Annotated in this window: 12 protein-coding genes; all 12 read right to left on the bottom strand. The window is 67.8% G+C overall.

The window, feature by feature from the left end; all coding sequences use genetic code 11:
• Positions 1-10: 10 nt before the first annotated feature.
• The 12 genes from AC1HC7_RS16230 to hslU all read right to left on the bottom strand — a co-directional run bounded on the left by AC1HC7_RS16230 (position 11) and on the right by hslU (position 14,372).
• Positions 11-1,108 carry a M24 family metallopeptidase gene (locus tag AC1HC7_RS16230; RefSeq protein ID WP_479499219.1) on the bottom strand — a complete coding sequence of 366 codons (1,098 nt, stop codon included), beginning with the start codon at positions 1,106-1,108 and terminating at the stop codon, positions 11-13.
• Positions 1,109-1,194: 86 nt separating this feature from the next.
• A complete protein-coding gene (locus tag AC1HC7_RS16225) occupies positions 1,195-2,787 on the bottom strand; it encodes an ABC transporter substrate-binding protein (protein ID WP_479496530.1) in 1,593 nt (530 codons plus the stop codon).
• A gap of 134 nt (positions 2,788-2,921) precedes the next feature.
• Entirely contained in the window at positions 2,922-3,662 is a 741-nt protein-coding gene (locus AC1HC7_RS16220; RefSeq protein ID WP_479496531.1) for an SDR family NAD(P)-dependent oxidoreductase, read from the bottom strand.
• Positions 3,663-3,719: 57 nt separating this feature from the next.
• On the bottom strand, positions 3,720-4,805 hold the full coding sequence (locus AC1HC7_RS16215; protein ID WP_479496532.1) for a dipeptidase: 1,086 nt from the start codon (positions 4,803-4,805) through the stop codon (positions 3,720-3,722).
• Positions 4,792-5,592: an ABC transporter ATP-binding protein gene (locus tag AC1HC7_RS16210; protein ID WP_479496539.1), complete on the bottom strand. Its 801-nt coding sequence runs from the start codon at positions 5,590-5,592 to the stop codon at positions 4,792-4,794. The genes AC1HC7_RS16215 and AC1HC7_RS16210 overlap by 14 nt, the downstream gene beginning before the upstream one ends.
• Positions 5,579-6,439, bottom strand: coding sequence for an ABC transporter ATP-binding protein (locus tag AC1HC7_RS16205; protein ID WP_479496533.1), 861 nt, complete (start codon positions 6,437-6,439; stop codon positions 5,579-5,581). Before AC1HC7_RS16205 ends, AC1HC7_RS16210 begins: the two co-directional genes overlap by 14 nt.
• Complete coding sequence (locus tag AC1HC7_RS16200) at positions 6,436-7,377, bottom strand: ABC transporter permease (RefSeq protein WP_479496534.1); 942 nt, start codon at positions 7,375-7,377, stop codon at positions 6,436-6,438. The genes AC1HC7_RS16205 and AC1HC7_RS16200 overlap by 4 nt, the downstream gene beginning before the upstream one ends.
• 10 nt (positions 7,378-7,387) lie before the next feature.
• Entirely contained in the window at positions 7,388-8,407 is a 1,020-nt protein-coding gene (locus tag AC1HC7_RS16195; RefSeq protein WP_479496540.1) for an ABC transporter permease, read from the bottom strand.
• 60 nt (positions 8,408-8,467) lie between these two features.
• Positions 8,468-10,078 (bottom strand): ABC transporter substrate-binding protein, encoded by a 1,611-nt coding sequence (locus AC1HC7_RS16190; protein ID WP_479496535.1) that lies wholly within the window; start codon positions 10,076-10,078, stop codon positions 8,468-8,470.
• A gap of 148 nt (positions 10,079-10,226) precedes the next feature.
• Positions 10,227-11,468: an MFS transporter gene (locus AC1HC7_RS16185; RefSeq protein ID WP_479496536.1), complete on the bottom strand. Its 1,242-nt coding sequence runs from the start codon at positions 11,466-11,468 to the stop codon at positions 10,227-10,229.
• A gap of 31 nt (positions 11,469-11,499) precedes the next feature.
• Positions 11,500-12,909 (bottom strand): cytochrome P450, encoded by a 1,410-nt coding sequence (locus AC1HC7_RS16180; RefSeq protein WP_479496537.1) that lies wholly within the window; start codon positions 12,907-12,909, stop codon positions 11,500-11,502.
• 158 nt (positions 12,910-13,067) lie between these two features.
• On the bottom strand, positions 13,068-14,372 hold the full coding sequence (gene hslU, locus AC1HC7_RS16175) for an ATP-dependent protease ATPase subunit HslU (protein WP_479496538.1): 1,305 nt from the start codon (positions 14,370-14,372) through the stop codon (positions 13,068-13,070).
• Positions 14,373-14,558 lie beyond the last annotated feature (186 nt).

Below are 14,558 nucleotides of genomic sequence, written 5' to 3'. Positions count from 1 at the left end.
CTTCCTGGCGTCAGCCGAGCAGCGTCAGCTCGCGCGGATGCGTCGTCAGCGATCGGCAACCGGTCTCGGTCACCAGAATGTCGTCCTCGATGCGCACGCCGAAATCGCCGAGCCGATAGAGCCCGGGTTCGTTGGTGAACACCATGCCGGGTTCGAGAGCCTGGCGATTGCCGCGCATGATGTAGGGCGCCTCGTGCACCGCGCGGCCCAGCCCGTGCCCGGTCCTGGTGCGGATCCGATCGGCGAAGGGCGAGGCTTCGAGCGCCCCGGTCACCGCGTCGTCGACGTCATGCGCGCTCGCCCCGGGTCGGGTCGCCGCGTGCCCGGCCCGATTGGCCGCCAGCACGGTTTCATAGACGGCGCGCCGTTGGTCCGAACAGGCGCCGATGAAGAAGGTGCGGGTGATGTCCGAACACATCCCGCCCCAGCGCGCGCCGAAATCCAGCAGCAGCGCGTCGCCGCGCCTGACCCGGTAGTCGGGGCGCGCCCTGGCGTGGGGGCGGGCCGAATTGTCGCCCGCCGCGACGATCGGCCCGAAGGCCAGATCCTCGGCCCCGGCCGCGAACAGCGCCTGCGTCAACAGGCTTTCGATCTCGGTTTCGCTCTGGCCTTCGCGCACCTGCGCGCAAAGCCGCGTCAGCGCCGTTTCGGCGATGTCCACGGCCTTTTGCAGCGCCGCGATCTCGGCCTCGGTCTTGCGCAGGCGCAGCCCGGAGATCGCCGCCTCGGCGTCCTCGATGACCAGTCCCGGATTGGCCTGGGTCAGCGCGTGATGCACGAAGACCCGCATCACCTGGCCCTCGACGCCGATGCGCGACAGCGGCATGTGCGCGGCCAGCGCCGCGAAGGCCGGCTGGTGGCCGTCCTGGTCGCGCCAGTCGAACACCTCGCCCTCGAAACCCACCAGTTCGAAGGATCCCAGCTCCAGATCGGGCACGATGGCGGCGGGCGGCCCGGATGGCGGGATCATCACCAGCAGGGGGCGTTCGCTGGTGTGGAAATCCCGGCCCATCAGGCGGTGGAAATTCGGCCCCGGGACCACCGCCACAGCGTCCAGCCCGGCGTCGCGGGCGAGCGCGCGGAACGCGGCGTATCTGTCAGCGGGCATTGCGGAATCCCCAAAAAAAAATCGCTGCGCGTCGCGCATGCGGGCCGGGCGTCGCCGCCCGGCCCCTCGTCAAACCGGATCGCGGCCTACTGGTCCAGATCCACGCCGTAGAAGATGTGGCCGCCCAGCGGGTCGATCTTGAAGCCTTTGACTTCCTTGCGGATCGGCTTGTAGACGATCGAATGGGCGATGGTGGCCCAGGGCGCCTGGTCCTTGAACACGATCTGCGCCTGTTCGTAGAGCTTCACGCGCTCGGCCTGATCCGAGGTGATCTTGGCCTTCTGGATCAGGTCCTCGAAGGGCTGGTAGCACCACTGGGCGCGGTTGGAATGCTCGACCCCGTCGCAGCCCAGCAGCACCGCGAGGAAATTGTCGGGATCGCCGTTGTCGCCGGTCCAGCCCAGCAGCACCGCGCCCTTGCGGTCCAGCGCCTTGGAGCGCTTGAGGTATTCGCCCCATTCGTAGGAGACGATTTCAACCGTCACGCCGATCTTGGCGAAATCGGCCTGCATCAGCTCCGCCATGCGCCGCGCGTTGGGGTTGTAGGGGCGCTGCACGGGCATCGCCCAGATCTCCATGTTGAGATCCTTGACCCCCTCGGCCTCCAGCATCGCCTTGGCGGCGGCGGGGTCGTAGGGGTCGTCGACGGTGGCCTCGTTATAGGACCAGATGGTGGGCGGGATCGGGTTCTTGGCGATCTTGCCCGACCCCTGGAACACCGCGTCGATGATGGCCTGCTTGTTGATGGCCATGTTCAGCGCCTTGCGCACCTTGGGATTGTCGAACGGCGCCACCTGGGTGTTGTAGGCCATGTAGCCCACGTTCAGCCCTTCCTGCTGCATCAGGTTGATGTCCGGATCCTCGGCCATGGCCTTCAGATCCGCCGGGTTCGGATAGGGCATCACCTGGCATTCGTTGGCCTTGATCTTCTGGTAGCGCACCGAGGCGTCGGTGGTGATCGCGAACACCAGATTGTCGATGGCGGCCTTGCCCTGCCAGTAGTCGGGGTTGGCGGCGTAGCGGATCACCGCGTCCTTCTGATAGGCGACGAACTGGAACGGCCCGGTGCCCACCGGCTGCTGGTTGAGCATCTCGGGCGTGCCGGCCTTCAGCATCGCGTCGGCGTATTCGGCCGACAGGATCGACGCGAAATCCATGCCCAGATTGGCGATCATCGGCGCTTCGGCCCGGTTGAGCACGAATTTGACGGTGCGCTCGTCCACCTTCTCGACCGACTTGATCAGGTCGGGCATGGACATGCCGGCGAAATATTCCCAGGTGCCGCCCGAGGCGTTGTTGTAAGGATGATCCGCAAGCCGCTGGCGTTCAAAGGAAAACACCACGTCGTCGGCGTTGAAGTCCCGCGTCGGGGTGAAATACTTGGTGCTGTGGAACTTGACGCCCTTGCGCAGGTTGAAAGTGTATTCCCGCCCGTCGTCGGAGACCGTCCAGCTTTCGGCCAGCGCCGGGGCGATCTTGGTGGTGCCCGGCGTGAATTCCACCAGCTTGTTGTAAAGCTGGCGCGAGGACGCGTCGAAGGTGGTGCCCGAGGTGTAAAGCGCCGGGTCGAACCCGTCCGGCGAGGCCTCCGAGCAGAAGACGAGCGTCTTGGCCTGCGCCGACGCCGCCATGAGAGCGGCCGCTGCGGCGGTGACCGCAAATCTGGTGAGAGTTTTCATATTTTGATTAACCTCCTTGTTGCGGGCCCAGTCAGCGGCCCGGAATGGATGACGCCAGAAAACTTGAAAGCTGTGACGGACGCAAGGGCGACACGGCGCAAACCGGGCCGCCCTGCGCCGGACGCCGCGCGGTTTCAGTAGGTCGCGCGCCCGCCGGACAGGTCGAAAACCCCGCCGGTGGTGAAGCTGCATTCCCCCGAACACAGCCAGGCGACCATCGCCGCGATCTCGGCGGGTTCGACGAAGCGGGCGCGCGGGATCTTGGCCAGCATGTAGCCGATATGCGCCTCGCTCATCTGATCGAAGATCGCGGTGCGCGCCGCCGCCGGGGTGATGCAGTTCACCGCGATGTCATGCGCCGCCAGTTCCTTGCCCAGCGACTTGGTGAGCGCGATCACCCCGGCCTTGGCCGCCGAATAGGCGCTGGCGTTGGGGTTGCCCTCCTTGCCGGCGATCGAGGCGACGTTGACGATGCGCCCGTAGCCGTTGGCGGTCATGATCGGCGTCACCGCCTTCAGGCAATGGAACACGCCGTCGAGATCGATGTCCAGCACCCGGCGCCATTCGTCGATGGGGTAATCGGCCAGCGGCGCGTTGGCCCCGGCGATGCCGGCGTTGTTCACCGCGATGTCGATGCGGCCCATGGCTTTCGCGCTGAGCGCCGCGGCGGCGCTGACCGCGTTCCAGTCGGTGACGTCGAGCGCAATGAAGTCCGCGCCGATCGCGGCGGCGGTCCTGGCCCCCAGATCCGCGTCGGCGTCCCAGATCGTCACCCGCGCGCCGGACCCGATCAGCCGCTCCGCCACGGCCCGCCCGATACCCTGGGCGCCGCCGGTGACGATCGCAGTTTTGTCTTTCAGATCAATGATGTTCATGGTGTTGTTCTATCCTGTTCGCAACCCGTCATTCAACCCGGTCATTCGCCCGCCGGCTCAGGCCCCGACGCCGGCGCGATCCAACGCCGCCAGCCAGTTCTCGCGGCAGATCTTTGCAATCAGCGCCTCGCCGTAGCCGGCCTGGCGCATCGCCGCCACCAGCCGCGACAGCCCGGTGACGTCGCCGATTTCCGAGGGCAGTTCGCAGCCGTCGAAATCCGAGCCCAGCGCCACGCCGTCCTCGCCGAGGATTTCAAGCATGCGATCCAGATGCCGCAACATCAGGGCCATGGGCGCGTCCGCGCCCTCGTCGCAATCCTCGCGCAGAAACCCGACGTGAAAATTCAGCCCCACCAGCCCGCCGCTTTCGGCCACCGCCGCCAGTTGCCGGTCGGTGAGGTTGCGCGCGCTGGGCGAAATCGCGTGCACGTTGGAATGGCTCGCCACCAGCGGCCGCGCGGCGATCTTGGCCACGTCCCAGAACCCCGCCTCGGTCAGATGCGACAGATCCACGAGCACGCCGAGCCGTTCGCATTCGCCCACCAGCGCCCTGCCCGCTTCGGTGAGCCCGCGCCCCGGGCGCACCGGGTCCTGCATCGCCATGGGCGCGCCGTCGCCAAAGGCGTTGGGGCGCGACCAGACCAGCCCCAGCGAGCGCAGCCCGGCGGCGTGCAGGATCTCCAGCGCGTTGAAATCCGCGTCGATGCAGGCGGCGCCCTCGATATGGGGGATGACGGCGATGCGCCCGGCCTCCATCGCGGCGCGCGCCGCGCCGGCGCCGGCGCAGATCGCCAGGTCGTCGGGCAGGTCGCGCGCCAGGCGCCGCAGCCGCGCGAACATCGCCAGCGTGAAGCTCAGCGCCGCCTGCTGGGGCACGGCGGCGAAATTGGCCGGGTCGCCGCGGTCATAGGGGGCGGCCAGATCGTCAAGCCGCGACGGCGTGTACATGGCGAACAGCCCGCCCGCGAACCCGGCCTTGCGCGCGCGCGGCAGGTCGATGTCGAGCCGGTCGCCCGGCGCGCCGGCGTCGCCGCGAAAATCCCGCGGCAGGTTCAGGCGCGCGGCGATCTCCAGCTTCATCAGCGTGTCGTTGTGGCCGTCGAACACTTGCACCGGATCGGCGAGCGGATCATGGGCGGTCATTCGGTTCGGCCTCCTCAAGCGCGGAATAGCCCTTGCTTGCGATCAGCAGATCGCGGGTGTAGGGCTCGGCCGGCTCGCCGGCGCGCATGGCTTCGGCGGTGAGGGTTTCCACCATCACGCCTTCCTTCATCACCGCGAGACGCTCGCACATATGGGCGATGACCGCCAGATCATGGCTCACCAGCAGATAGGTCAGGCCATGTTCGGCGCGCAGGTCGTTGAGCAGGTTCAGCACCTCGGCCTGCACCGACACGTCGAGCGCCGAGGTGGGTTCGTCGAGCAGCAGGATGCGCGGCGACAGCATCAGCGCGCGGGCGATCGCCACCCGCTGGCGCTGGCCGCCCGACAGCTGATGCGGGTAGCGAAAGCGAAACGCCGACCCCAGCCCCACCTGATCCAGCGCCTGTTCGATGCGCTGCTCCACCCGGTCGAACCTGTGCAGCAGCAAGGGTTCCGACAGGGTGCGGTCGACGGTGTGGCGCGGGTGCAGCGAGGCGTAGGGATCCTGGAACACCATCTGCACGGTGCGGAAGAAATCCGCGTCGCGGGCGTGGCCCAGTTCGCGCCCCTCCACGACGATGCGCCCGCGCCAATCCCTGGCCAACCCGGCGATGGCGCGCAGGATGGTGGATTTGCCGGACCCGGATTCGCCCACCAGCCCGAAGGCCCCGCCCTCGGGCACCGCGAAGGTCGCGCCATGCACCACCGCCACGCCGTCAAAGCTGACGGTGAGGTTCCCGACCGTCAGGGCGGCGCCCGAATCCGGCGCCGATTCAGGCGAAACCATCGACACTCGGGGCCTCCTTCCACGCGGGATCGCGTTGCAGCGCCTCAAGCCGCGGGCGCGGATCGTCAAGCATCGGCAGGGCGTTGAGCAGCCCGCGCGTATAGGGGTGCCTGGCCTCGTGCAGCTTGTCGGCGCGGCAGGTCTCGACGATGCGCCCGGCATACATGATCAGGATGCGGTCGCAGAAGGTGGCCACCAGATTGAGGTCATGGCTGATGAAGATCAGCCCCATCCCCCGGTCGCGCACCAGCCGGTCCATGATCCGCAGCACCCGCATCTGCACCGTGACGTCAAGCGCCGAGGTCGGTTCGTCGGCGATCAGCAGGTCCGGCGAGGGGGCCAGCATCATGGCGATCATGATCCGCTGGCCCATGCCGCCCGACACCTCGTTGGGATACATGGCCGAGACCTTTTCGGGGTCGCGGATCTGCACCGCCTCCAGCATCTCCATGGTCTTTCGCCTGGCGTCGCGATGCGAGGCGCCGGAATGCAGGCGATAGGCCTCCTCGATCTGGCGCCCGACGCTCATCACCGGGTTGAGCGAAAATTTGGGGTCCTGCATGATCATCGAGATCTTCTGACCGCGAATGGCCCGCATCCGCCTTTCGCTGAGCGCGTTCAGGTCCGCGCCGTCAAAGGTCATCACCCGCGACGTCGCCTGCCCCGGCGGGCGAATCAGGCGCAGGATGGCGCGTCCGGTCATGGATTTGCCCGACCCGGATTCGCCGACGATGCCGACCCGTTCGCGGCCCACCGAAAACGAAATGCCGCGCACGGCCTCCACCGTGCCGCCGGTGCGGGTGGCGAAGCGGACCCAGAGGTCCTCGACCCGAAGCAGATCGCTCATGATCCGGACTTCTTGGGGTCGAGCACGTCGCGCAGCCCGTCGCCCAGCAGGTTGAAGCCCAGCGATACGATGAAGATCGCCAGCCCCGGCATGGTCGCCACCCACCACTGATCGAGGATGAACCTTCGCCCCGCCGAGATCATCGCCCCCCATTCCGGCAGCGGCGGCTGCGCGCCGAGCCCGAGAAACCCGAGCCCCGCGGCGGTGAGGATCACCCCCGCCATGTCCAGCGTCACCCGCACGATGATCGATGACATGCAGAGCGGCCAGATATGGCCGGTGATGATGCGCAAGGGGCCGGCGCCCTGCAATTGAATGGCGGCGATGAAGTCGGATTTGCGGATGGTCAGCGTCTCGGCCCGCGCGATCCGCGCATAGGGCGGCCAGGCGGTCAGCGTGATGGCCAGCACCGCGTTCTCGATCCCCGCGCCCAGCGCCGCGACGAAGGCCAGCGCCAGCACCAGCCGCGGGAAGGCGAGGAAGATGTCGGTGATGCGCATGAGCGCCATGTCGGCCCAGCCGCCGAGATACCCGGCGGCGGTGCCCACCAGCAGCCCGATCACCGGCGCCGTGGCCGCCACCAGCGCCACGATCATCAGCGTGATCGAGGCCCCGTGCATGATGCGGCTGTAGATGTCGCGGCCCAGTTCGTCCGACCCCAGCAGGAACCCGCCCGCCCCCGGCGGCGTCAGCCGCGCCGCCAGGTCGGTGGCGTTGGGGTCGTGGGTGGCCAGCAGCGGCGCGAAGATCGACGCCAGCACCAGCGCGATCAGGATCATCAGCCCGGCCATGGCCAGCGGGTTGCGCGCGAAGGACCGCCAGCCCAGCCAGATCTGGCTCAGCCGCGCCTGCATGCGCGATCGCGGCGTGTCGGTCATCAGCCAGTCGCGCCAGCGCTGGACGGCGTCCTGCTCCGCGCCCTCGGTTGCGTTGCTCATGACCGGTTTCCTAGTTGCGCGCGCGCGGGTCGACCAGGCGGTAGAGCACGTCCGAGAGCATGTTCAGCCCCACGAAGACCAGCCCCACCACCACGGTGCCGCCCAGCACGGCGTTCATGTCGGCGCTCAGCAGCGCGACGGTGATGTATTGCCCCAGTCCGGGCCAGGCGAAGATGGTCTCGGTCAGCACCGAGCCCTCCAGCAGATTGGCGTAGCTGAGCGCGATCACGGTGATCAGCGGGATCATCACGTTGCCCAGCGCATGGCGCCAGATCACCGCGGATTCGCTCAGTCCCTTGACCCGCGCGGTGGTGACGTATTCGCGCGACAGTTCCTCGATCATGAAGCTGCGGGTCATGCGGCTGATATAGGCCATTGAATAATATCCCAGAATCAACCCCGGCAGGATGATGTGGCTGAAGGCGTTGCGAAAGATGTCCCAATCGCCCTCGATGGCGCTGTCGATCAGGATCATGCCGGTGACCTGCGGGATGATGTCCTGATAGAACACGTCGAGCCGCCCCGGCCCGCCGACCCAGCCAAGCTGGCCGTAAAAGATCATCAGCCCCACCAGCGCGATCCAGAAGATCGGCATGGAATAGCCGAACAGCCCGAACAGGCGCACGAACTGATCCGGCCAGCGGCCCTGGTTGACCGCCGCCAGCACCCCCAGCGGCACCCCGGCGACCACCCCGATGATCACCCCGAAGGTGGCCAGTTCCAGCGTCGCGGGGAACACCCGGGCGATATCCTGGGACACCGGGCGCGCGGTCAGGGTCGACATGCCGAAATCGCCGCTGAACACGTCGCCGAGAAAGATCCCGAACTGCACGATCAGCGGCTTGTCGAGCCCCATGGCCTTGTAGGCGGCTTCGTAGACCTCGTTGGAGGCGCGTTCGCCCACCACCGCCAGCACCGGGTCGATGGGCATCACCCGGCCGATGACGAAGGTCACGAACAGCAGCCCGATCATGGTGACAAGCACCGACAACGCGGCCTTGAGCACGCCCCTGCCGCGCCGCCCCAGCAGACGGCCAAGCGGCGCGAGAAACCCGCGCCGCCCGGCCTTGGTCGCAGATGCGCCAGACACCTACTTGGTCACCGTCCAGTAATAGGCGGCGGTGATCGCCGAACCGGTGACGAAGCCCTTGACGTTGGCGCGGCGCCCGATCTGTTCGATCTTCTGGAACATCTCGGCGAAGGGGGCGACCTTCTGGTGCTGCTTCTGGATGTCCACGTACATCTGCGCCCGCTTGGCGGCGTCAAGCTCGACCACCGCGGCCTGCGTGGCCTTTGACATCTCGGGGATGTCCCAGGCGTTGCGCCAGGCGAGCTTGCCGGTCAGCTTGGCCTCGTCGCGGTTGTCGGGGTTGTCGGCGAAGGTGTCGGCGTTGGTGTGGGGATCGGGATAATCCGGCCCCCAGGCGCCCACGTAGATGTCGAATTCCCGCGCCCGGTAGCGGCTGAGCGTCTGCTTGCCGGTGCCCTGCGTGATGCTCAGCTTGATGCCGACCTTGGCGAAGGTGTTCTGCAGGGTCTGGGCGATCTCGATGCGTTCCTGCGCGGTGCGCACGATGATCTCGGCCTCGAACCCGTCGGCGTAGCCGGCCTCGGCCAGCAGCCCGCGGGCCTTCTCGATGTCGAGGCTGTAGGGCTTGTCCTTCAGTTCGCCCATGTAGGTGAGCGGCAGGAACGCCTGATGCACCGCGTATTGCCCCTTGAGGAAGGACTCCGCCATGCCGTCGTAGTCGATCAGGTATTTCATCGCCAGAACCACCTTGGGGTTGGCGAGGATCGGGTTTTTCTGGTTGAAGGACACATACATGATGCGGCCGCGCAGATCGCTGTCCACCGCCAGGTCGCCATTGGCCTCGACCGCCTTGATGTCCTCGGGGTTGAGGTTGCGCGAAATGTCCACGTCGCCCTTTTCCAGCAGCAGGCGCTGGGTGGCGCTTTCGCCGATATGGCGCACGATGACCCGCTTCATCGCCGGTTCGCCGCGCCAGTAATCGGGGTTGGACTTCAGCGAATAGCTTTCCTGGGGCTTCCAGTTGATCAGCGTGTAGGCGCCCGATCCGGCTGAATTCGTGCGCAGCCAGCCATTGCCCCAGTCGCCGTCGGCCTCATGGGATTTCACCGTCTCGGAATCGACGATGTAGGCGATGGTCGCGGTCAGGCAGTTGAGCACGAAGGAGGGCGCGTATTGCTTGTCGGTCACCAGCTGGAAGGTGTCGTCGTCAAGCGCCTTCAGCGTGGTTTCGATGTTGTCGGGCGCGAAGCCGAACTGGGTGATGATGAAGGACGGGGTCTTCTTCATCGCCACCGCGCGGCGCAGCGAGTACTCCACGTCCTTCGCGGTCACCGGGTTGCCCGACTGGAATGTCATGCCCTTGCGGATCTTGAAGGTGAAGGTGCGCCCGTCATCGGACACGGTCCAGCTTTCGGCGATGTCGGGCTGGTAGCCGGTGCTGAGGTCGTTGGGGTCGAAGCTGACCAGCGAACCGTACATGTTGTTGAGAATGTCCGAGCCCGAGAATTCGAAGCTTTCCTGCGGGTCGAGCGAGGTGATGTCGTCGATCTCGGTGGCGATCACCAGCATGTTGGGCGGCGTTTCCGCCAGCGCCCCGCCGCCGACGAGGCCGATGGGGGCGGCGAGCGCCAGCGTCAGGCCGAATACGGCAAGCCTTCGCTTCAGATCCATGGAAGAAGTCCTCTCTGTTGTTGGGCGCCGGCGGCGGGTTCTGCGCGCCGGCGCCGATTTTGATTGCCGCAAGGCTGGGTTTGTTCGGCGCGACTGTCAAGACGCTACGGTCTTTTGCCCGCGACGCGCGGATTTTCGCCGCCAGGGGTCAGCCCGGCGCCCGGCCGACGCGATGCATCGCGAAGGCGAACAGCCCGCACATGAGCAGCGCGTATCCGGCCATCCAGGCCAGCTGCGACGTCACCGGCACGCCCGCGTCGATCAGCCAGCCCGAGATCCCCGGCCCAAGCGCCGTGGCGAACACCATCGTCGAGGACGCGACCGCCCGGATCGCGCCCAGGTGCCGCGTGCCGTAGAATTCCGGCCAGAAGGCGCCGCTGGCGGCGGTGCTCAGCCCCTGCATCATGCCGAGCCCGGCAAGCGCCGCGCCCCCCGCCCACAGCCCCTCGAAGCCCCAGGCCGCCAGAAAGCCGAGCGCCATGGGCGCGAGAAAAATCGGCAGCAGCCGGGCGCTGCCGAAGCGATCCGCGATCCAGCCGCCCAGAAACATCGACCCGATCGCCGACAGCACCGCTATCGGGTAGAGCGAGGCGAAATCGACCAGATCCCAACCTTTCTCCACGCAGATCTGCACCTGCTGGAAGAAGAACGCCGTGGAAAACGCCGGATGGGTGAGGAATCCCGGCAAGGTCACCCAGAACAGCCAGTGTTTCAGCGCGTCGGCGCGGCGCCAGTGGCGGTTCTCCATGCCCGGCGCCTGCCCCTGCGCCGACTGGCTGCGGGGCGTGCGTTCGGCGCGCAGCAGCCGCAGCGCCAGCGGCGCCAGCGCCAGCGCCGCGCCCGCCGCGACGATCCAGCTGGCGCGCCAGCCGATCAGCCCGATCAGCAGCACGAAGATCACCGGCAGCGCCGCCTCGCCCGTTGCGTAGCCCAGATTGGCAAGCGCCACCGCGCGGCCGCGGGTCGCGTGAAACCAGCGTCCCATGGACACGATGGACGTATGAAACAGCATCCCCTGCCCGCAGAAGCGCAGCCCGAAGATCGCCCCCGCCAATCCCCACCAGCCCGCCACCCGCGACATGGACAGCGCCGCCAGCGCCAGACCGCACAGCACCAGAACCGTCACCGTCCGGGCGCGAAACCGGTCGGTGAGCCCCCCGGCCCAGAGCATCAGCGCCGCGGAGGCCATGGTGCCCGTCGTGTAGGCGGCCCCCCATTCGCCGTGGCTGAGCGAGAATTCGGCGCGGATCTCGCCCGCGAACAGCGAAATGAAGAAGGTCTGCCCAAAACTCGACCCGAAGGTCATCAGCGCGCCGGCCCCCAGCCACGGGGCGTTGTCGCGGGCGAATCGCAGGATCGGGGGCGCTGGGGCGCGGCGCGGCGCGCTCACGTCGATCCGGCGCGGGATTTCACGAAGGAATTCATGTTCTGCGACGCAGGCGCAAGAACACCGGGCCTTCGGTGCGCAGGGTGATCTTGCCCAGCGGCCGCGGCGGCGGCCCGGCGGGCAGCAGCCGGAAGCGGGGCAGCGCCCGGGCCAGGGTCAGATGCGCCTCCATCTTCGCCAGCGCCAGCCCCACGCAGATGCGCGGCCCGGCGCCGAAGGGCAGATAGGCGAAGGGGTGGCGCCCGGCGCGGCGTTCGGGCGTGAAGCGTTCGGGGTCGAAGCGGCCCGGATCGGTCCAGTAGCGCGCATTGCGGTGCAGCATGAAGATCGCCACCTGCATCCGCGCCCCGGCCGGGATCTTCAGATCGCCGATCTGGTTGTCGGCCTCGGCCTGCCGCCCGATGGAAAACGCCGGCGGGTAAAGGCGCAGGATTTCCTCGTAGGTCTCCGCGACCATGGGCGCGGTCCTGGCCTGCGCCGCGTTCGGGGGGGCGTCGAAGGCGCCTGCGATCCCCTCGGCCAGCCGGTCCTGCCAGGCGGTTTCGCGGGCCAGCAGGTCAAGCCCCCAGACCAGCGACAGGGCGGTGGTCTCGTGCCCGGCGGCAAACAGCGTCATGACCTCGTTGCGGATCGCCCTGCGATCCAGAAACGCGCCGGTTTCCTTGTCCTTGGCGTGCACGAGGATGTCGAGCAGGTCCGGGGTCTCGGGTTCGCCCGCCTCGCGCTGCGCCAGGCGCGCGTCGATCACCTCGTAGAGATAGGCGTCGAGTTCGCCGAGCCAGCCCAGCGCCCGCCGCCGCGAGCGGCGCGGAAACCACGGCGGCAGGTTCAGCAGGTCGGGCATGGGCGGCGCGCCGGCATCGGCGATGATTCGCCCCATCAGATCGCCCAGTTCATCGGCGCGACCGCCCAGCGAGGTGGAGAAGAACGCCTCCATGGCGATGCGCATGGCCAGCCGCGAGACGCTCTTGTGCAGGTCGATGACCGCTTCGCCGTCCGGCGGAATCGCCGCGTCCCAGTCGTCGAGCATCTGGGCCAGATGCCTTTCCACCACCGGCGCGACCCCGCGCATGGCCCGGGCGTTGAAGGCGGGGTTGATCAGGCGGCGGCGGGTGCGCCAGGCCTCGCCGTCCATGGTCAGCGAGCTTTCGCCGAGGAAATCGCCGAAGAACACCCGGTAGATGCGCCCCTTGGGGAAGATGTCGGCGCGATCCAGCAGCACATGGCGGGCGATGTCGGCGTCGTTGACCGAGATCACCTGCTCGCCCGAGACATGCGAGACGATATAGGGGCGATCCATCAGTTCGGGGTGGAAGAATTCCAGCAGGTTGCGCGTGCCCCGCCAGACCGTGCGCAGCAGATTGAGGCGGCGCAGGGAGGCGTTCGCCGCCAGCCGTGCGAGGCTCGGGGGAGGCTTGGGGTGCTCGTAGAGCCGGAGTGACATGGGCGCGGTCTTTCCTGCGAGGCGTCGGGGGCCTTCCGGGGGCCTTCCGGGGGCCTTCTGGGGGGGGGGCTTCGGGGCCGGGCCCCGGCCCGAAGTTGCGCCGGGGGGCCCCGCCGCCCCAATGGCGGATCGGGATCCGCCCTACGCGAGCTGCATGTTCATAGCACGTAGCGGCTGACATCGGCGGTCTTGGCGAGGTCGGCGAGGCGGTCCTCCACATAGGCGCGGTCGATCACCACCTTGTCGCCGGCGCGGTCGGGCGCGGCGAAGCTCAGTTCCTCGAACACCCGCTCCATCACCGTGTAGAGGCGGCGCGCGCCGATGTTCTCGACGCTGCGGTTGACCTGCGCCGCGATCTCGGCGAGCGCCGCGACGCCGTCGTCGGTGAAGGCGGCCTCGACCTGCTCGGTGGCCATCAACGCGCTGTACTGGCGGGTCAGGGCGTTGTCGGTCTCGGTGAGGATGCGCACGAAATCCGCTTCGGTCAACGCCCGCAGCTCCACCCGGATCGGCAGGCGGCCCTGCAATTCGGGCAGCAGGTCCGAGGGCTTGGCGATGTGAAACGCGCCGGAGGCGATGAACAGCACATGGTCGGTCTTCACCGCGCCGTGCTTGGTGGCCACCGTGGTGCCCTCGATCAGCGGCAGCAGGTCGCGCTGCACGCCCTCGCGGCTGACATCGCCGCCGCGCGCGCCTTCGCGGGCGCAGACCTTGTCGATCTCGTCAAGGAACACGATGCCGCTCTGCTCCACCGCCTCGATGGCGTCGCGGGTGACGGTTTCCTGGTCCACCAGCTTGTCGGCCTCCTCGGCGACCAGCAATTCGTAGCTGTCCGCGACCCGCATGCGCCGGCGCGCGGTGCGCCCCGAAAACGCCTTGCCCAGCATGTCGCCGATGTTCAGCATCCCCATGCCGCCCTGCTGGCCCGGCAGGTCCAGCATCTGCAGCGGGTTGGTCGAATCGGCGATGTCGATCTCGATCTCCTTGTCGTCGAGCTGACCTTCGCGCAGCTTCTTGCGAAACATGGCGCGGGTGGCGTCGCGGCTGTCGGCGCCGCAGAGCGCGTCGAGCACCCGGTCCTCGGCGGCGTCATGGGCGCGGGGCTTGACCTCGTCCCGGCGGCGGTCGCGGATCATCACGATGGCGCTTTCCACCAGATCGCGGATGATCTGTTCGACGTCGCGGCCCACATAGCCGACCTCGGTGAATTTCGTCGCCTCGACCTTGATGAAGGGCGCCTGCGCGAGCGTGGCGAGGCGGCGCGAGATTTCGGTCTTGCCGACCCCGGTGGGGCCGATCATCAGGATGTTCTTGGGCGTCACCTCGTCGCGCAGATCGTCGGCGAGCCGGCGACGCCGCCAGCGCGAGCGCAGGGCCACGGCGACGGCGCGCTTGGCGTCCTTCTGGCCGATGATGAAACGGTCGAGTTCGGAGACGATCTCGCGCGGGGTCAGGTCGGTCATGGCAGGCCCTTGCATGGGGGCGCGTCGCGCGGGGGGGCCGCGGGGCCCCCCCCGCCCCCGCGGGCGCGGGCGGGGGCGGCGCCCCCCCCGAAGGGATAACTAGATTGAAATTGTTTTGTGTTGTGTCAGTTGTTGGATAAGTGCTCGACCGGCATTGTCGTGTTTTCTTATTCTCACATCATATTT

Source organism: Oceanicella sp. (genome assembly GCF_056449545.1).
This window is presented reverse-complemented; position numbering and strand designations above follow the sequence as displayed.